The organism is Streptomonospora sp. PA3 (genome assembly GCF_009728995.1).
GTDB lineage: Bacteria > Actinomycetota > Actinomycetes > Streptosporangiales > Streptosporangiaceae > Streptomonospora.
Window position 1 is genome coordinate 1 of the sequence record NZ_VTZW01000004.1, and the last position, 17,884, is coordinate 17,884.

Sequence of the window (17,884 nt, forward strand, 5' to 3'; positions counted from 1 at the left end):
GCCCGGAGTCGTCGAAGACGTTGCCGCGGGCCACCAGCCGGCCCGGATCGGAGTCGGCGTAGCCCACGTGGGTGGGGTTCTCGACGTTCTCGAAGTAGTTGTCCTCCACCAGCACCCCGGCGTCCATGGTCGAGGCCACCCCGTAGCCGCTGTTGCCGCGGTAGTAGTTGTTGTAGACGTGGACGGTCTCGCCGAAGCGCACCCGCGGATGCCGGCTCTGGGAGCCGTCGAAGTAGTTGTGGTGGTAGGTCACCCGCAGGTGGCCGTCATCGGCGGTGTGGCCGTCGGAGTGGCCCAGCAGCATCGACTTGCCGTGGTCGAAGACGTGGTTCCAGGAGACGGTGACGAAGTCGGACTCGCGCTTGATGTCCACCGCGCCGTCGGAGCCGTTGGTGAAGCTGTTGTGGTCGATCCAGACGTTGGTGGAGCCGTCCTGGACGTTGATGGCGTCGTCGTCCCAGTTCGCGAAGGCCAGGTTGCGGATGACGACGTTGTGGGCCTCGTCGACGTCGAGGCCCCCGCCGGTGACGGTGGCGCCGGAGCCGGCGCCGATGATGGTCTTGTCCGAGGTCACGTCGTTCATGCCGGACAGTTCGATGCTGCCGTGGACCTCGATGACGGCCGCGCCCTCGGCGGCCGCGGCGCGGGTGAGTTCGGCGGCGGTGTCCACGCTCACGGTCGCACCGCCGGCCCCACCGGTCGTACCACCGTTTTGGCTCGCCCACCCCATCGGCGAATCGGCCGCCTGCGCGGCGGCGGAGACGGCGGCGGCCTCGGCGCCGGGTGCGGCCGAGGAGGGAAGGGCGGCGGCGATCAGTGCGGCTCCGGCGCCCAGAGCGGCGAACGCGCCGGCGCAGGCGAACACCCGGGTGCGGGAGGGGCGGCGGTGCTTGCTCGTGCTGTGCATGCTTCGGGTCTCCTAGCGGGGAGGGATTGGGCCCGGTCGTCCGGGCCGGCCTGACGGTTCCCGGTTGGTGTGGAACCGTCCTTCAGGTGACCCCGGGCACGGTGTCCCAGGGGGCCGCCGGGCGCCGTGTACGGCCGGCGATCCTCCGTCACGGAGGCTGGGAAGCGCTTTCCAATGCTCGGTAACGTACGGGAGCGCCACTGCGGTGTCAACGCCATGTCGCCGGTCGATCACGCTGCGATCTCGTTCGCCGTGCGTACGGGGTATCGGACGGCGCGAAACCCCTTCCGGCCCGACGGCCCGAGGTGCCCCCGCCGTTCGGTGCCCCGGCCCGGGCCGCCCTACATGGGTGGTCCCGCCGGAGCCGGCGGCGGAACCAGCGTGAAGGCGATCAGCGAGAGCACCGTGAACAGCAGCCCGATGAGCACGGCCGCGCCGGCCCACCAGCGCGCCCAGGGGCGGGTGTCCTCCTCCGCCAGCCCCAGGGCGACCAGGCCCAGCACCACCCCGAACAGGGCCGTCACGGTGTCGCCGACGATCGTGCCCGTGGCGACCGCGACCTGGTTCGGCGCGGTCACGGTGGCGAACATCTGCACCAGGCGGGGGCCCACCAGGGCCGCCGCCACCGCCAGCACGGAGGCGGCGGCGAAGGTCTCGGTGGACAGCAGCCCGGCCCAGTGGGCCGAGCCGCCCGCCGCACCGGCGCCGCGGCGCTCCCGGGACTCCTCGCCCTCCTCGACCTCGGCGGCCTCCTCGGCGTCGAGCGGGTCCTCGTCCTCGTCCTCCTCGGCGATGAGGGGCGCGAACGGGTCGCGATCGGTGTCCTCGGCCGAACGGGGAGCCGTACCCGCCTCCTCCTCCTGCGGCGCGTCGCCGCGGGACCGGTCGGGCTCGGGGCCCTGGCCGCGGTCCTCGGGCTCCTCCGACCGGTCGTCCCTGCTAGACGGCGTCTCCATGGCCGCCAACCTACGCCGCGGCCCGCCCGCTCCCCGTGCGGCGCGCCGAGGCGCCCGCGGTCGGTCTGCTGCGTGACCAGGAAGGAAGACCGCGCCCGCCTCTTAAGGGCCGCGCGCCGGGGGTAGGTGAAGGGCGGCGCGATCGCGGCCGGGGGCAGGGCGAACGCCGCGACGACGTCTTCGCGACATCCGCATCGCCAGGGGGATCACCAATGACGGACACCACGCCACGAGCCGGGGACGCCGCCGCGCGGGTGCTCGGCGACACGGAACTGCGCCAGGCCGACCTGTACTTCCGGGCGGCCAACTACCTTTCGGTCGGCCAGATCTACCTGCTCGACAACCCGCTGCTGCGCGAACCCCTGCAAGCCGAGCACGTCAAACCGCGCCTCCTGGGCCACTGGGGCACCACGCCCGGCCTGAACTTCCTCTACACCCACCTCTCGCGCCAGGTGAAGCGGCGCGGCACCGAGATGATGTGGATCGTGGGACCGGGCCACGGCGGTCCGGCGGCGGTGGCCACGGCCTGGCTCGACGGCACCTACACCGAGACCTACCCGGAGGTCGCCCGCGACGCCTCCGGCATGCGCAAGCTGTTCCGGCAGTTCTCGTTCCCCGGCGGCGTACCCAGCCACGTCGCGCCTGAGACGCCCGGATCCATCCACGAGGGCGGCGAACTGGGCTACGCCCTCTCCCACGCCTACGGCGCCGCCTTCGACAACCCCGACCTGGTGGTGGCGGCGGTCGTGGGCGACGGCGAGGCCGAAACCGGCCCCCTGGCCGGCAGCTGGACAGCCCACCACTTCACCGACCCGCGCCGCGACGGCACCGTGCTGCCCATCCTCCACCTCAACGGCTACAAGATCGCCGGCCCCACCGTGCTGGCCCGCATCCCCGAGAGCGATCTGGTCTCCATGCTCGAAGGGTTCGGCTATCGCCCCCGCATCGTCGCCGGCGACGACGTGGCGGCCATGCACCACGCGATGGCGGCAGCCCTCGACGAGGTCCTCGACGAGATTGCCGGGATCAAGGCCGCCGCCCGCCGCGGCGCGCGCACCGCGGCGCGCTGGCCGATGATCGTGCTGCGCAGCCCCAAAGGCTGGACCGGCCCCGATGAGGTCGACGGCGAACCGGTGGCCGGCACCTGGCGCGCCCACCAGGTCCCGCTGGCGGCCGTGCGCTCCGACCCCGACCACCTGCGCCGGCTGGAGGAGTGGCTGCGCTCCTACCGGCCCGAGGAGCTCTTCGACGACGCGGGCGCTCCCGTTTCCGAGGCGGTGCAGGTGGTGCCCGAGGGCGAAGCGCGCATCAGCGCCAGTCCGCACGCCAACGGCGGGCTGCTGCTCAAGGACCTGGTCCTGCCCGACTTCCACGACTACGCGGTCGAGGTGCCGGCGCCGGGAGCGGCCTACGCCGAGGCCACCCGCGTGCTGGGCGGCTACCTGCGCGACGTCATGCGGGCCAACCCGCGCACCTTCCGCATCGTGGGCCCCGACGAGACCGCCTCCAACCGGCTGGGCGCCGTGTTCGAGGAGACCGGCCGCGCCTGGAACATGGCCACCCTGCCCACCGACCGCGGCCTGGCGCCCGACGGCCGCGTGATGGAGGCGCTCAGCGAGCATCTGTGCCAGGGCTGGTTGGAGGGCTACCTCCTCACCGGCCGGCACGGCCTGTTCAACAGCTACGAGGCGTTCATCCACATCGTCGACTCGATGTTCAACCAGCACGCCAAGTGGCTCAAGGTCACCCGCCAACTGCCCTGGCGCCGCCCCATCGCGTCCCTGAACTACCTGCTCAGCTCGCACGTGTGGCGCCAGGACCACAACGGCTTCAGCCACCAGGACCCCGGCTTCATCGACCACGTGGTCAACAAGAAGCCGGAACTGATCCGGGTCTACCTGCCCCCGGACGCCAACACCCTGCTGTCGACCGCCGACCACTGCCTGCGCTCGCGCGACTACGTCAACGTCATCATCGCGGGCAAGCAGCCGGCGCTGACCTACATGCCCATGGACGACGCCGTCGCCCACTGCACCCGCGGCCTGGGCATCTGGGAGTGGGCCAGCACCGACGCCGGCGTCGAACCCGACGTGGTGCTGGCCTGCGCCGGCGACATTCCGGCGGTCGAGACGCTTGCGGCCGCGAAACTGCTGCGCGAGCACCTGCCCGAGCTGCGGGTGCGCGTGGTCAACGTGGTGGACCTGATGCGGCTCCAGCCCGCCGAGGAGCACCCGCACGGGCTGCCGGAGAGCGCCTACGACGCGATCTTCACCACCGACAAACCGGTGATCTTCGCCTTCCACGGCTACCCGTGGCTCATCCACCGGCTGACCTACCGCCGCAACGGCCACCTCAACCTGCACGTGCGCGGCTACAAGGAGGAGGGCACCACCACCACGCCCTTCGACATGGTCATGCTCAACGACCTGGACCGCTTCCACCTGGTCATGGACGTCATCGACCGCATGCCGGGCCTGGGCGTCAGCGCCGCGCACCTGCGCCAGCGGATGGAGAACGAACGGCTGCGCTGCCGCGCCCACACCCGCCGGTACGGCGAGGACGCGCCCGACATCCGGGACTGGACCTGGCAGCCCTGAGGCCGGGCCGGGCGGCGCGCGCCCGGCGGGCCTCACCGCCGGGCGGCTGCGCGCTGCCCGCTCCGGCGCCGCTCCTCCTCGCCCAGCGCGATGGGCGCCGCCAGCCACTCGTCGGGCAGGCCGAAGGCGTCCACCAGCGCCTCGGCGCGCGGGCTCAGCTGCGCGCACAGCCGGTCGACCTGCTGGGTCACCGTCTTGGCGCGGGTGGCGGTCAGCCGCTCGTGCTCCAGGAACCAGGCCCGGTCCTCCTCCACGGCCGAAAGCACGAACAGGTCGCACACCCGGTCGAGCAGGTCCCTGGTCTCCTTGTCGGAGCAGCGGTCGATCGCGGCGACGAAGGCCTCCAGCACCACCCGCTCCATGTGCGCACGCGCGGCCGACAGCACGTGGGGCTGGGCCGCGTTGAACACCTCGAAGGCGTCGGAACCCGAGGAGCCGGCCCGGCGCAGCCGCCGCGCGAGCCCGTCGAGGACGTGCTTCTCCCGGTCCTCCAGCAGCCGCAGCTGCCACCCGCGGTCGTAGAGGTCGGACTCGTCGCCGCGGCCCGGCGCGGCGCTGACCAACCGCTCGATCAGCGAGCGCGCGGCCGTCCGCTCGATCACCGCGCCCAGGAACTGCCCGGCGGCGAAGCGCGCCATCCCCAGCGGGTCCAGATCGCCGAACTCCTGGCGGTAATCGGTCAGCAGGCCCTTGGCCACCAGCTGCAGCAGTACCGTGTTGTCGCCCTCGAACGTGGTGAAGACGTCGGTGTCGGCCTTGAGCTGCGGCAGCCGGTTCTCCTCCAGGTAGCCCGCGCCGCCGCAGGCCTCCCTGCAGGTCTGGATGGTGCGGGTGGCGTGCCAGGTGGACAGCGCCTTGATCCCGGCGGCGCGCGCCTCCAGCTCGCGCTGGCCGCGCTCGTCGCTGCCCCCGGTGCCCTCGCCGCTGTGGCGCTCGTGCAGCGTCGAGACGAGCTCCTCCTGCGCGAAGTGCAGAGCGTAGGTGCGCGCCAGCGCAGGCAGCAGCCGCCGCTGGTGGGCCCGGTAGTCCAGCAGCGCGACCTCCTCGCCGGTGTCGGGCCGGTCGAACTGGCGGCGGACCGCGGCGTACTTGACGGCGATCGCCAAAGCCGCCTTGGTGGCGCTGCCGGCGCCGCCGGCGACGCTGATGCGCCCGCGCACGAGCGTGCCCAGCATGGTGAAGAAGCGCCGGTTGTCGCTGTCGATGGGGCTGGAGTAGGTGCCGTCGGGGGCGACGTCGGCGTAGCGGTTGAGCAGGGCCTCGCGGGGCACGCGCACCGAGTCGAACCAGATGCGGCCGTTGTCCACGCCGTTCAGCCCGGCCTTGGGCCCGCAGTCGGCTATGCGCACCCCGGGCATCGGGCTGCCGTCCGCGTCGCGGATCGGCACCAGCAGCGCGTGCACGCCGTGACCGGTTCCCTGTGTGATCAGCTGGGCGAAGACGACGGCCATGCGCCCGTCGCGGGCGGCGTTGCCGATGTAGTCCTTGCGGGCCGCGTCGTCGGGCGTGGTGACGACGAACTCCTCGGTGGCCGGGTCGTACTCGGCCGTGGTGCGCAGCCCCTGCACGTCGGAGCCGTGGCCGGTCTCGGTCATCGCGAAGCAGCCCGGCAGCTCCATCGACATGACCCGCGGCAGGTAGGCGGCGTGGTGGCGCTCGGTGCCCAGCGCCTGGATCGCCCCGCCGAACAGCCCCCACTGCACGCCGACCTTCACCATCAGCGACAGGTCGCACACCAGCATCTCGAAGGCGACCACCGATCCGCCCACGTCGTCCTTGCCGCCGTAGTCGGCGGAGAAGCCGTGGCCGGCCATCTCGGTGGCCGCGATCGTCCGCAGCTGCTCCAGCACGCGCTCGCGGTGCTCCTCCATGCCCAGACCCGCCACCGGCCGGAACAGCTCGCCGCGCAACTTCTCGCGCGCGAGCTCGCGGATGTCGCGCCACCGGCCGTCCAGCAGGGTGCGCAGTTCGGGCGGGTAGCCGGTGCGCTCGTCGGCGTCGGTCATGCGGGTCCCCCTTGTCGGGCCGGGGCCTTGGCGAACCTGATCGGATCCTTCCACCGTCGTATCACCGAGCTGCGGGAACCTCGGTCCGGGGTACGCGCGTCGGTGGTCGCCGCCTGCACGATGCTGCTCACCGTTCCACCCACGGTCGCAGTCCGTTCGGCCGGCAGCAGAGAGGGAGGCCACCCAGATGCCGTCCCGGGGTCCTTCCTCGACTACCGATCAGGCTGCATGCGGCTCGAACCAGACGGAGTCGAGGTCGTGCCCGGCCGTCAACCGAACATCAGCGTTGAGGGCGTCCGCCAGCCGGCGCAGCAGAGCAACCGTCGGAGGGGTGCCGCCCTCCTCGATGCACTCGATGTCATCGGTCGTCATGCCTGCCCGCTCGGCCAGGTCTTCAACGGACATCTCCAGAGCCGTCCGCCGATCGTGCAGTGCCTTGCCGAACGCCAGGCTCTCCCGGATCGCGACCCGCTCGGGATCTTCAGGCTGAGGAGCCGGACGCACCCAACGCGTGTGGTATCCGGACATCACACCCGCCTCTCATAGCGCTCGACGACCGGCCCATCGTGCTCGCCGGCGCAGAGCTTCTGCGCCCGGACCGCTCTGTCGATTTGCCGTTGATCATGCTGCTTCGTCTTGCGGAAGACTGTGAGCAGCACGATCCTGCCATCCGGCTTACACCAGTACGTTACACGCGCGGCCACGCCGCGCAACCGAAGGCGCAACTCCCAAACCGGGCCCTGCAGGTGGTCTGACCAAGGGCCGCCCAAGCCCGGTGCCTCGCTCGGCCAGCATCCCGGCCACCTCGTCCACACGCTTGAAGTCACTGTCGCTCAGACTGTCAAGCCAGTCACGCACCTCTGGCTCGATCTCGAACTCGTGCAGTTCACGCACTCGGGCTCCCACCATGTCGGAACTGCGCCCAAAGTTACCGTCCGACCACCCGCGGTGATGAGCTTTTCGCCCGATCCCCGACCGAGGAAAGGGCGCTTGCGCGGGGCGGCGCGGCGCGTTCGGAGCCATGTCTTCCAAAGTTCGCCGTCGTTTTCCGCCGCCCGCCGCACCACCGATGTTGCAAAGCGGTCCGGCCGGGGCAGAGATAGTGCTACGTCCGCGAGCCGAGGAGTCAGCGTTGGCCTACCTCACCGAGAACGACGTGCAGGACTACATCAACGGCATCTGCTTCAAGACCGGCCCGCCCGGACGGGTGGGCGCCGAGACCGAGTGGCTCGTCCGCGACCCGCTGCGCCCCCGCGAACCCGTCCCACTGGCCCGCCTCTCGGCGTTGATCGAACAGATCGGCCCGCTTCCCGGAAACAGCGCCGTCACCTACGAACCCGGAGGGCAGCTTGAGCTCAGCTCGCCGCCCCTCCCCGGCCCGGCGGCCGCACACGCCGCCCTGGCCGCCGACATCGCCCTGATCCGCACCCGGCTGCGCACCGCCGGACTTCTCCTGGACGGCAACGGCCTGGACCCGCGTCGGCCACCCGTCCGCCAGCTCTCGCTCCCGCGCTACGCCGCGATGGAGAGCTACTTCCACTCCGCCGGATGCGACACCGGCCCGCTGATGATGTGCAGCACCGCGTCGCTGCAGGTGTGCCTGGACATCGGCGCCGACGCCGACGACGCCGCACGCCGCTGGCGGCTGGCCAACCGGCTCGGACCGCTGTTCGTCGCCGCATTCGCCAACTCGCCCATCCACCGGGGCCGCACCACCGGCTGGCGCTCCACCCGCTGGGCCATCTGGGACGCCATCGACCCGACCCGAACCCGCCCCGCCGCCTGCGGCGACCCCGTCGCGGCCTGGACCGGATACGCGCTCGGCGCGCGGCTGATGACCATCCGCGACGACACCCGCCCCTGGGTCATCGACCCCGGTATGGCGTTCGGCGAGTGGATCGCCCGGGGCGGGCCGCGCCGGCCCACCCGCGAGGACCTCGCCTACCACCTGAGCACCCTGTTCCCGCCGGTGCGGCCGCGGGGATGGCTGGAGTTCCGGATGATCGACGCGCTGCCCGCGCGGTGGTGGCCGGTGCCCATCGCCGTGGCGGCCGCCCTGCTGGACGATCCGGCGGCATCCGCAGCGGCCGAGGAGGCCCTCGACCGCCTCGCCGGGGGCGCCGAGCCCGACCGCGGGCTCTGGGAGCGCGCCGCCCGCGCAGCGCTGGCCGATTCGGACCTGGCGGCCTGCGCGCGCACCTGCTTCACCGCGGCCGCCGAAGGGCTGGGCCGCATGGACGCCGCCGAACTGGCCGGCGTCGTCGACGACTACCGCGAGCACTTCGTCGAGCGCGGGCGCTGCCCCGCCGACCTGCAGCACCTGGAGATCGCGGCCTAGAGCCGCCCCATTCGGAAGCGACCGCGCCCGCCCGCAGACCCCGGGCAGCAGGCACGCGGCGCGCAGCGCCTCCCGCGAACGCCACCACAGGCGGCGAGCGCGGCGCGCCGCGCGCAGCACCCCGCTGCGGGCGGCGCCGGGCACGAGGGGAGACCACCCATGACCGAGCACACCACCGGCGACCGCGCCGCGGCCGAGCGGCTGCGCGAACGCATCGCCGCCGAACTCGACAGCGGCCGGGAGCGCAGCGTCGGCCTCACCCTGGAGGCCCTCGACGAGGCCGAGCTCGTCGCCCAGCACTCGCCCCTGATGTCCCCGCTGGTGTGGGACCTGGCCCACGTCGGCAACTACGAGGAGCAGTGGCTGGTGCGCACGGCGGCCGGCCAGGACGCGCTGCGCCCCGACATCGACACCCTCTACGACGCGTTCGAGAACCCGCGGGCCGATCGCATCAGCCTGCCGCTGCTCTCGCCCGCCGAGGCCCAGGACTACAACGCCCGGGTCCGCGCCCGCGTGCTGGACTCCCTGGATCGGGCCGCGTTCGACGGCCCCGATCCGCTCCTCGGCGACGGGTTCGTCTACCACATGGTCATCCAGCACGAGCACCAGCACGACGAGACCATGCTGGCCACCCACCAGCTGCGCCGCGGAGACCCGGTGCTGGCCGAGGCGGCCGCGCCGCCGGCGGCGCCCCCCTTCACCGGCCCCGAGGAGGTCCTGGTGGACGCCGGGCCGTTCACCATGGGCACCTCCGCCGACCCGTGGGCCTACGACAACGAGCGCCCCGCCCACACCGTCGACCTGCCCGCCTTCTGGATCGACACCCGGGCGGTCACCAACGCCCGCTACCAGCACTTCGTCGCCGACGGCGGCTACGACGACCCCCGCTGGTGGAGCGAGCGCGGCTGGGACTGGCGCACCCGCTCGGGCAAGCGCGCACCCGCCTTCTGGATCCGCGACGGCGGGCAGTGGCTGCGGCGCCGCCTGGGCCGGGTGGAGCCGCTGCCGCCCGACGAGCCGGTGCAGCACGTGTGCTTCCACGAGGCCGAGGCCTACGCCCGCTGGGCCGGCAAGCGGCTGCCCACGGAGGCCGAATGGGAGAAGGCCGCCCGCCTCGACCCCGCCACCGGCCGCTGCCACCGCTTCCCGTGGGGAGCCGAGGAGCCCGGCCCCGACCACGCCAACCTCGGCCAGCGCCTCCTGCGCCCCGCACCGGCCGGGTGCTACCCGGCGGGTGCCGCGCCCTGCGGCGCGCTGCAGATGCTCGGCGACGTGTGGGAGTGGACCTCCTCCGACTTCACCGGCTACCCGGGCTTCACAGCCTTCCCTTACCGGGAGTACTCCGAGGTGTTCTTCGGCGGCGACTACAAGGTGCTGCGCGGCGGCTCCTGGGCCACCCACCCCACCGCCGTGCGCACCACCTTCCGCAACTGGGACCACCCCGTCCGCAGGCAGATCTTCAGCGGGTTCCGCTGCGCACGCGACGCCGAGGGGAGCCGGCGGTGAGCCGGGCGGCCGCAACGGGCGCGGACCGGGAGGGGGTGCGCTGATGTGCCGCCACCTGGCCTACCTGGGCGCCCCGCGCACCCTCTACGACCTGCTCTACGCCGACCCGTACTCGCTGCACACCCAGTCCTACGCACCCCGCGAGCAGCGCCACGGCACCGTCAACGCCGACGGATTCGGGGCGGGGTGGTACGACAGCGGCCGGAGCGAGCCGCTGCGCTACCGCCGGGCGATGCCCATCTGGGCCGACTCCTCCTTCGCCGACGCCGCCCGCGCCGTCACCGCCACCTGCGTGGTCGCCGCGGTGCGCGACGCCACGCCCGGCTTCGGCACCGACGAGTCCTGCGCCCAGCCCTTCCGCGCCGACACCTGGCTGTTCTCGCACAACGGCGCCGCCAAGGACGACGAGGCGCTCGCCGCGCACCTGGGCGCGCCCGCGCCCCACGGTGCGCTGGACGCCCGCACGCCCGTGGACTCCGCCCCGCTGTTCGCCGCCGCGCTGCGGCACTGGCGCTCGGGCGCCGGCCTGGGCGAGGCCCTGGCCCGGGTGGTCACCGACGCCCGCGCCTGCTCGCCCGGCCGCTACAACCTGCTGGCCGGTGACGGCCACCGCCTGGCCGCCACCGCCGACGGCGACACCCTCTACGCCCGCCAGGGGCGCGGCGGCGTGTGGCTGGCCTCCGAACCGCTGGACGACGACCCCGACTGGCAGCCCGTGCCCGACGGCTCCCTGGTCACCGCCGACCGGGGCGGCCTGCACATCAGCCCGATCACCGCGGCCCACTAGGACGGAGCGTCCATGCTGCGCATCGACCACCACCTGACCGCCGACGACCTCTCCAAGGCGCTGCGACGCGACGCCGTGGAGGGGCTGACCGCACACCCCAAGTCGCTGCCGCCGAAGTGGTTCTACGACGAGCGGGGAAGCGAGCTGTTCGAGGAGATCACCCGACTGGAGGAGTACTACCCCACGCGCGCCGAGCGGGAGATCCTGGGCGATCGCGCCGGCGAGATCGCCGCCGCCACCGGCGCCGACACGCTCGTCGAACTGGGGTCTGGCTCGGGGGAGAAGACCCGGCTGCTGCTGGACGCCCTCGGCGCAGCGGGCACCCTGCGCCGGTTCGTGCCCGTCGACGTCAGCGGCGACTTCCTCAGCGAGGCCGCCGCCGGCATCGGCGCCGCCTACCCCGGTCTGGAGGTGCACGCGGTCGTCGCCGACTTCGAGCGGCACCTGCACCTGCTGCCCGCGGGAGGGAGGCGGCTGGTCGCGGTGCTCGGCTCGACGCTGGGCAACCAGCCGCCCGCCGAACGGGTGTCCTTCCTCGGCGACCTGCACAGCGGGTGCACCGAGCGGGACACGCTGCTGCTGGGCGTCGACCTGGTCAAGGACACCGGGCGCCTGGTCGCCGCCTACGACGACGCGCGCGGGGTCACCGCCGAGTTCAACCGCAACGTGCTGCACGTGCTCAACCGCGAGCTCGGCGCGGACTTCGACCCGGCCGCCTTCGACCACGCGGCGGTGTGGAACGCCCGGGCCGAGTGGGTGGAGATGCGGCTGCGCTCGCAGGCGCGTCAGCGGGTGCGGCTCGCTGCCCTCGACATCGACGTCGAGTTCGCCGAGGGCGAGGAGATGCGCACCGAGATCTCCGCCAAGTTCCGCCGCGAGCGGATCGAGGCCGAGCTGCGCGCCGCCGGGTTCACCCTGGAGACCTGGTGGACCGATTCCGCCGGCGACTTCGCGGTGCTGCTGGCGCGGCCCTGAGGCCGCGGGGAAGGCACCCGCCTGCGAACCGCTCGGGGCGTCCGCCGCCCCGCAGGCTCGGCGGGGCCGGGCGCCGGCGTTTCCCGGCGCCCGGCCCCGTTCGGAGTCGCACCGCCGCGGGCTCCGGTACGGTATGGCCGTGATCAAGGTAGGAGTGTTCGGCGCCCGAGGGCGCATGGGGTCCGAAGTCGTCAAGGCGGTCGAGGCGGCCGACGACACCGAACTGGTCGCCGCGGTCGACGACGCGGCCGAGCACGACCGGGTGCGCGGGGCCGACGTCGTCGTCGATTTCACCCACCCCGACGAGGTGATGGGCAACCTCCGCTGGCTCGCGGAGAACGGCATCCACGCCGTGGTGGGCACCAGCGGCTTCGACGACGCCCGCGTCGCCGAGGTGCGCGAGATCCTGGCCGCCAACCCCGGCCCCAACGTGCTGATCGCCCCGAACTTCGGCATCGCGGCCGTGCTGATGATGAACTTCGCCGCCAAGGCCGCGCCCTACTTCGAGTCCACCGAGATCATCGAGCTGCACCACCCCAACAAGGCCGACGCGCCCAGCGGCACCGCCTACCGCACGGCCGAGCTGGTGGCCGACGCGCGTGCGCGGGCCGGCGCCGAGCCGATGCCCGACGCCACCACCTCCGAGGTTCCCGGCGCCCGCGGCGCCGACGTCGAGGGGGTGCGGGTGCACGCGCTGCGCATGACCGGCATGATCGCCCACCAGGAGGTCGTCTTCGGAACCCACGGCGAGACGCTGCGGATCCGCCACGACTCCATGAACCGCGAGTCGTTCATGCCGGGCGTCCTGCTGGGCGTGCGCCGCGTGGCGGAGCTGCCCGAGCGGGTGACCCTGGGGCTGGAACCGCTGCTGGGCCTGGACTGAAGCGCACGCGCGGGCGGCCCTACACGGTGAAGCCCAGCAGCACGAACGTCTGGGCGGCCAGCACTCCGCCGATGATCGGGGCGACGACGGGCACCCAGGCATAGGACCAGTCCGAGCCGCCCTTGCCGGGGATGGGCAGCAGCGCGTGGGCGATGCGGGGCCCCAGGTCGCGCGCCGGGTTGATGGCGTAGCCGGTGGGTCCGCCCAGCGACAGCCCGATGGACAGCACCAGGAACCCGACCAGCAGCGGCGCGAAGCCGGTGGCGAACAGGTCGGCCAGGGTGCCGTTGCCGACCTCGGTCAGCGGGTTCATGTTGGCGTTGATGCCCAGGATCCCGAAGATCAGCATGAAGGTGCCGACGACCTCGGTGAGGAAGTTGGCCGGGATGCTGCGCACAGCGGGAATGGTGCTGAAGACCCCGAGCTTGGTCGCGGCGTCGGGGGTGTCGCGCCAGTGGGGGTAGTAGGCGAGGAACACGATCACGGAGCCGAACAGGCCGCCGGCGATCTGCGCGACGATGTAGCCCGGCACCTGCGTCCAGGGCAGTTCGCCGATGGACGCCATGGCCAGGGTGACGGCCGGGTTGATGTGGGCGCCGCTGTACTGCCCCACGGTGTAGACGGCCATGGCCACGGCCAGGCCCCAGCCGAAGGTGATGACGATCCAGCCGCCGCCGGCGGCCTTGGAATGAGCGAGGGTGACTCCGGCGACGACGCCGCAGCCCAGCAGCGTCAGGATCGCCGTTCCGACGAACTCGGCCAGATAAATCATGAGGACCTCCGCCGTGACGCCGCCGCGGCCGGGTGGGACGCGGAACCGGCAGCGAGGGCGGCATGGTGGCCGGCCCCGCGGCCGCAGCGGACCCGCACGCGGTGGGCCGGTGCGGAACGCTGGAAAGAGTGTGATTCAGGTCACACTGAATGTCAACGATCGTTCCGTGTCCAGCGGACATCGCGCGGAAGTCCGGCGCAATAGGCATTTCCGGATGCGCCGTGTGTCAAACGGCCCTCTGGGGCGGTCGGCGGCCGCGACCGCCGCGCGGGCCGGCCGCGATCCGGCCGCTGTCCGGCGCTCGGGCACGACCCGCCCCGGCCGGGCGGGCCCGCGCTCACCCCACCGCGCCCAGGCCCAGGCCCGCCGTGAACAGCGCACCGAACAGCAGCTGCAGCCGGCCGGTCTCGCCCAGTCCCGCCACCAGGTCGCGGCCCACCTGGCCGCCCAGCACCCGCCGCAGCGGCGGCACCGCGGCCGGCACCGCCAGCAGCACCAGCGCCGCCCACCAGCTCGCGGCCGCGGTCGCCAGCGCGCACACGAACGCCCCGGCCACACACCCCGCGTACAGCCGCCGCGTGCCCGCATCGCCCAGCCGCACCGCCAGCGTGTTCTTCCCGGTCTGGGCGTCGGTGCCGATGTCGCGCAGGTTGTTGATCACCAGCACCGAGCAGGAGAGCAGCCCAACAGGGACCGCCGCCACCCACCCCTGCCAGGGGACCGCCTCCATCTGCACGAACACCGTGCCGACCACGGCCACCAGCCCGAAGAACACGAACACCGACAGCTCGCCCAGCGCCCGGTAGCCGTAGGGCCGCCGCCCGCCGGTGTAGAACCACGCCGCGACGATGGACACCGCGCCCACCAGCACCAGCCACCACGCGGTCGTCGCCGCCAGCACCAATCCCAGCACCGCCGCCACCGCGAAGCACACCCAGGCGGCCGAGAGCACCCGCTTGGGCACCGCCAGCCGGGCGGCGGTCAGCCGGGTGGGGCCCACCCGCTGCTCGGTGTCGGTGCCGCGGATTCCGTCGCTGTAGTCGTTGGCGTAGTTCACGCCCACCTGCAGCGCGAGCGCCACCCCGACCGCCAGCAGCGCCTTCCACCACACGGCGGCCCCGGCGCCCACCGCCACCCCCGTGCCCACCGCGACCGGGACGATCGAATTCGGCAACGTGCGGGGACGCGCCCCCGCCACCCACTCGCTGACCGTGGCCACCCCTCGGCCCCTCCTGCTCGTGCCGACCGCCTCAAGCGGTGCGCTCAAGGCCGGGAATCCACGTTAGCGCCGTCCGGTACCGCGCCCGCCCGGGGCCCGGCGGGCTCACTCGCCGATCGCGGCGTGCATCCGGACCATGGGCAGGGGCGCCCCCACGTCCAGCTCCCGCGTCGCGCCGTCGGGGCGCCACCCGGCCGCCTCGGCGAAGGACCGCAGCGGATTTCCGGCCTCCAGCACCCACAGCACCGCGGTGCGGAAACCGTCGTCGACCAGGTGGTCCACCGCCGCGTTGAGCAGCCGGCTGCCGTGCCCGCTGCGCAGGTGATCGGGGTGCACGTGCAGGGCGTAGACCTCGGCGTCGGTGGCCGGCCAGAGGTCGGGATCCCCGGCCGGACCCAGCGCGGCGAAGCCCACCACCGCGCGCCGGTCGGTGGCCACCAGCAGCCGGTGCCGGGAGGTCGGCGGGTTGGCCAGCGCGTCGTGCCACTGCTCCCGGAAGCGGTCGGCGGCCTCGCCGCTGCCGATCTCGGCCAGCACCGGCTCGGGCAGCACCGGACCGTACATCGACCGCCAGGCGGCGACCTGCACGTCCACGACGGCGTCGATGTCCGCCGCCCGGGCGGACCTGACAAAGCGCTCTGTCGACACCGCTGCGACCCCGATCCCGTCCTCGACTCCACCGGCCGGCGCGCGCCTGCGCGGTCCGACCTCCTGCCGGGCATGGTTTCAGCAGGCCGCCGCCTCCGGCAAAACAGGCGCGGCGCGCCCGGTGCGCACCCTGGCCCCGGCTCGGGGAGAACCCTGCCCCGACCCGCAATACCCCGCTTCCGCGTTCACCCGGCGCCGCGGGCATGGCAGCATCGTGCAGGTGAGCATCATCATCAGAATCCTCGTCAACGCCGTCGCCCTCGCCGCGGCGGTCTTCCTGATCGACGGGCTCAACGTCGACTCCGCGTCGACGGGCGAGACGATCGTCGTCTACCTCGCCCTCGGCGCCATCTTCGGCGTGGTCAACGCGGTGATCAAGCCGATCGTCAAGACGGTCGGGTGCGCCTTCTACGTGCTCACCCTCGGCCTGATCTCGCTGGTCGTCAACGCCCTGCTGCTCCTGCTGACCGCATGGATCGCCGGGGTCCTCGGCCTGCCCTTCACCATCGACGGCTTCTGGCCCGCCCTGCTGGGCGCGATCGTCGTCGCGGTCGTCAGCTGGCTGCTGAGCCTGCTGCTGCCCGGTCGCGACGACGACTGAGCACGACCCAGGCGGCGGCCCGGGGAGTGGCCGGGCCGCCGCTTCGCGCGCTCGGCGGGCGCCTCAGCGCAGGAAGGTGATGCACAGCGACGCGGCGACGATGCCGAAGAGCATCACCGCGGCGCTGTAGCCCAGCACCCTGCCCGCCCGCAACCGGGTCAGCGCCAGCAGCGGCAGGGCCCAGAACGGCTGGATGCCGTTGGTCAGCTGGTCGCCCATCGCCACCGCCATCACGCCCACGCCCGGTTCCAGGCCGAGCGAGGACGCGGCCTGGGTGACGATCGGGCCCTGCACCGCCCACTGGCCGCCGCCGGAGGGCACCGCCAGGTTCACCAGGCAGGCGCTGATCATCGCCCAGAACGGGTAGGTCAGCGGCGTCGAGAAGGACACGAACCACTCGGCGATGGTCGCCAGCAGGCCCGAGTGCTCCATGATGCCCATGATCCCGGCGTAGAACGGGAACTGCACGATGACCGAGGAGGCGTTGCGGGCACCCTCGGCCGCGGCAGCGGAGTAGCTCGCCAGAGTGCCGTGCAGTGCCAGGCCCAGCATCAGGAACGTGAAGTTGAGCAGGTTGAGGTCCATGCCCACGATCCCGCTGCGCACCAGCTCGGGAACCAGGTAGACCGCGCCCGCGGCCACCACGATCAGCACCGGGATCCGGCTGTGCATCAGCCGCTCGGCCGGGGCGAGGGACCGGGCGCCGGCCGAGGAGCCGCCGGAGCCGTTCTTGCGGCCCAGCTGCTTCTTGCGCTCGCGGCGCCGCTGGGCCCCGGTCAGCGGCCCGGCGCCCGCACCGTTCCCGTTGCCGCTGTGGGCCGCGGCGGCGGTCTCGCGCTCCTCGGCGATCTCCTCGGCGTCCTCGGCGCGCGGGTGCATGCTCATGATCAGCAGCGGGGCCCCGATGAGCATCGCCGCGAGGAAGACGAGGTTGAACGGCTGCAGGAGCGTCTCGCTCAGCGGCAGCACGCCGATCTCGCCCTCCAGGAAGTGGCCCTCGGTGTTGACCAGCAGCGGCGCCGAGCCCGACAGGCCGCTGTGCCAGACCATCAGGCCGACGTATCCGCCCGCCGCCAGCAGCGGGAAGTGGACCTTGATGCCGCGCGCCCTGCAGGAGCGCGCCACCTCCACCGCCAGCAGCGCACCGGCGATCAGCCCCAGGCCCCAGTGGATCATCCCCAGGACCGCGGCGCCCGCCGCGGTGAGCACGTAGGCCGAGCGGGGGCCGCGGGGCAGCCGGGCCAGCGCCGCGATGCCGCGTTTGGCGGGCGGGGACGAGGCCAGCGCATAGCCGGTCACCAGCACCAGCGACATCTGCATGGCGAACTCCAGCAGACCCCAGAAGCCGGCGTACCAGTCGTCGACGAGGGTGAGCGGCCCGTGGTCGGTCAACCCGAGGGCCAGCAGGTAGACGAGTACCGTCAGCGCGATCGCGAAGACGAACGCGTCGGGGATCCACCGCGTGCTGAACGCGGCGAGGGCGTTGCCGATCCGGCGCAAGGGACCCTCCAGCGGGAGCGGGTGAGTGGGGGAGCGGGGGCGGGCGAGGTCGTCGCCGCGGCCGCCGCGGGGGGCGGGGAGCAGGCGCCGCCGGGACCGGGGGCGCCGCCGATGTGCGGTCGAAGTGTGTAACGCGGGTCACTGCGGCGTCAAGATCATCGGCGCGCATCGGCGCACGCGGCGGTCGCG

General features: G+C 73.1%; 16 protein-coding genes. 7 read left to right on the plus strand and 9 right to left on the minus strand.

Annotation, left to right across the window (positions count from 1 at the left end; all coding sequences use genetic code 11):
* Both FZ103_RS02860 and FZ103_RS02865 read right to left on the minus strand, forming a co-directional pair.
* On the minus strand, positions 1-907 hold a 907-nt coding region (locus tag FZ103_RS02860; protein ID WP_155998696.1), incomplete at its 3' end, for a polysaccharide lyase family 1 protein.
* 341 nt (positions 908-1,248) lie between these two features.
* Positions 1,249-1,863: a hypothetical protein gene (locus FZ103_RS02865; protein WP_155998697.1), complete on the minus strand. Its 615-nt coding sequence runs from the start codon at positions 1,861-1,863 to the stop codon at positions 1,249-1,251.
* Between the two features lie 212 nt (positions 1,864-2,075).
* On the opposite strand from FZ103_RS02865, the gene FZ103_RS02870 reads away from it, so the two are divergent.
* Positions 2,076-4,460, plus strand: coding sequence for a phosphoketolase (locus tag FZ103_RS02870; protein WP_155998698.1), 2,385 nt, complete (start codon positions 2,076-2,078; stop codon positions 4,458-4,460).
* A gap of 32 nt (positions 4,461-4,492) precedes the next feature.
* Here the strand turns inward: FZ103_RS02870 and FZ103_RS02875 are convergent, their stop codons facing one another.
* From FZ103_RS02875 to FZ103_RS02885, 3 genes are all read right to left on the minus strand, one after another.
* Positions 4,493-6,466, minus strand: coding sequence for an acyl-CoA dehydrogenase (locus FZ103_RS02875; RefSeq protein WP_155998699.1), 1,974 nt, complete (start codon positions 6,464-6,466; stop codon positions 4,493-4,495).
* A gap of 219 nt (positions 6,467-6,685) precedes the next feature.
* Positions 6,686-6,994, minus strand: a complete 309-nt coding sequence (locus tag FZ103_RS02880) for a helix-turn-helix domain-containing protein (protein ID WP_155998700.1) — start codon at positions 6,992-6,994, stop codon at positions 6,686-6,688.
* A complete protein-coding gene (locus tag FZ103_RS02885; protein ID WP_343233347.1) occupies positions 6,994-7,293 on the minus strand; it encodes a type II toxin-antitoxin system RelE/ParE family toxin in 300 nt (99 codons plus the stop codon). Before FZ103_RS02885 ends, FZ103_RS02880 begins: the two co-directional genes overlap by 1 nt.
* Positions 7,294-7,598: 305 nt before the next feature.
* Here FZ103_RS02885 and egtA point away from each other — a divergent pair, with 305 nt between their 5' ends.
* The 5 genes from egtA to dapB all read left to right on the plus strand — a co-directional run bounded on the left by egtA (position 7,599) and on the right by dapB (position 12,955).
* Positions 7,599-8,804 (plus strand): ergothioneine biosynthesis glutamate--cysteine ligase EgtA, encoded by a 1,206-nt coding sequence (gene egtA, locus FZ103_RS02890; protein WP_186355731.1) that lies wholly within the window; start codon positions 7,599-7,601, stop codon positions 8,802-8,804.
* A gap of 159 nt (positions 8,805-8,963) precedes the next feature.
* Positions 8,964-10,310, plus strand: coding sequence for an ergothioneine biosynthesis protein EgtB (egtB, locus tag FZ103_RS02895; protein WP_155998702.1), 1,347 nt, complete (start codon positions 8,964-8,966; stop codon positions 10,308-10,310).
* Between the two features lie 43 nt (positions 10,311-10,353).
* Positions 10,354-11,097: an ergothioneine biosynthesis protein EgtC gene (gene egtC / locus FZ103_RS02900; protein WP_155998703.1), complete on the plus strand. Its 744-nt coding sequence runs from the start codon at positions 10,354-10,356 to the stop codon at positions 11,095-11,097.
* A 12-nt stretch (positions 11,098-11,109) separates the two neighbouring features.
* Entirely contained in the window at positions 11,110-12,072 is a 963-nt protein-coding gene (gene egtD, locus FZ103_RS02905) for an L-histidine N(alpha)-methyltransferase (RefSeq protein WP_155998704.1), read from the plus strand.
* Positions 12,073-12,205: 133 nt separating this feature from the next.
* Complete coding sequence (gene dapB, locus FZ103_RS02910; protein WP_155998705.1) at positions 12,206-12,955, plus strand: 4-hydroxy-tetrahydrodipicolinate reductase; 750 nt, start codon at positions 12,206-12,208, stop codon at positions 12,953-12,955.
* 19 nt (positions 12,956-12,974) lie between these two features.
* Here the strand turns inward: dapB and FZ103_RS02915 are convergent, their stop codons facing one another.
* From FZ103_RS02915 to FZ103_RS02925, 3 genes are all read right to left on the minus strand, one after another.
* A complete protein-coding gene (locus tag FZ103_RS02915; RefSeq protein ID WP_155998706.1) occupies positions 12,975-13,727 on the minus strand; it encodes an MIP/aquaporin family protein in 753 nt (250 codons plus the stop codon).
* 337 nt (positions 13,728-14,064) lie between these two features.
* On the minus strand, positions 14,065-14,946 hold the full coding sequence (locus FZ103_RS02920; RefSeq protein ID WP_186355763.1) for a 1,4-dihydroxy-2-naphthoate polyprenyltransferase: 882 nt from the start codon (positions 14,944-14,946) through the stop codon (positions 14,065-14,067).
* 105 nt (positions 14,947-15,051) lie between these two features.
* Positions 15,052-15,594 carry a GNAT family N-acetyltransferase gene (locus tag FZ103_RS02925; protein WP_186355732.1) on the minus strand — a complete coding sequence of 181 codons (543 nt, stop codon included), beginning with the start codon at positions 15,592-15,594 and terminating at the stop codon, positions 15,052-15,054.
* Positions 15,595-15,814: 220 nt separating this feature from the next.
* Between FZ103_RS02925 and FZ103_RS25270 the strand changes: the two genes are divergently transcribed.
* On the plus strand, positions 15,815-16,195 hold the full coding sequence (locus FZ103_RS25270; protein ID WP_186355733.1) for a phage holin family protein: 381 nt from the start codon (positions 15,815-15,817) through the stop codon (positions 16,193-16,195).
* A gap of 63 nt (positions 16,196-16,258) precedes the next feature.
* Here FZ103_RS25270 and FZ103_RS02935 read toward each other — a convergent pair whose 3' ends face one another.
* Complete coding sequence (locus FZ103_RS02935; protein ID WP_155998709.1) at positions 16,259-17,695, minus strand: short-chain fatty acid transporter; 1,437 nt, start codon at positions 17,693-17,695, stop codon at positions 16,259-16,261.
* Positions 17,696-17,884: the final 189 nt, after the last annotated feature.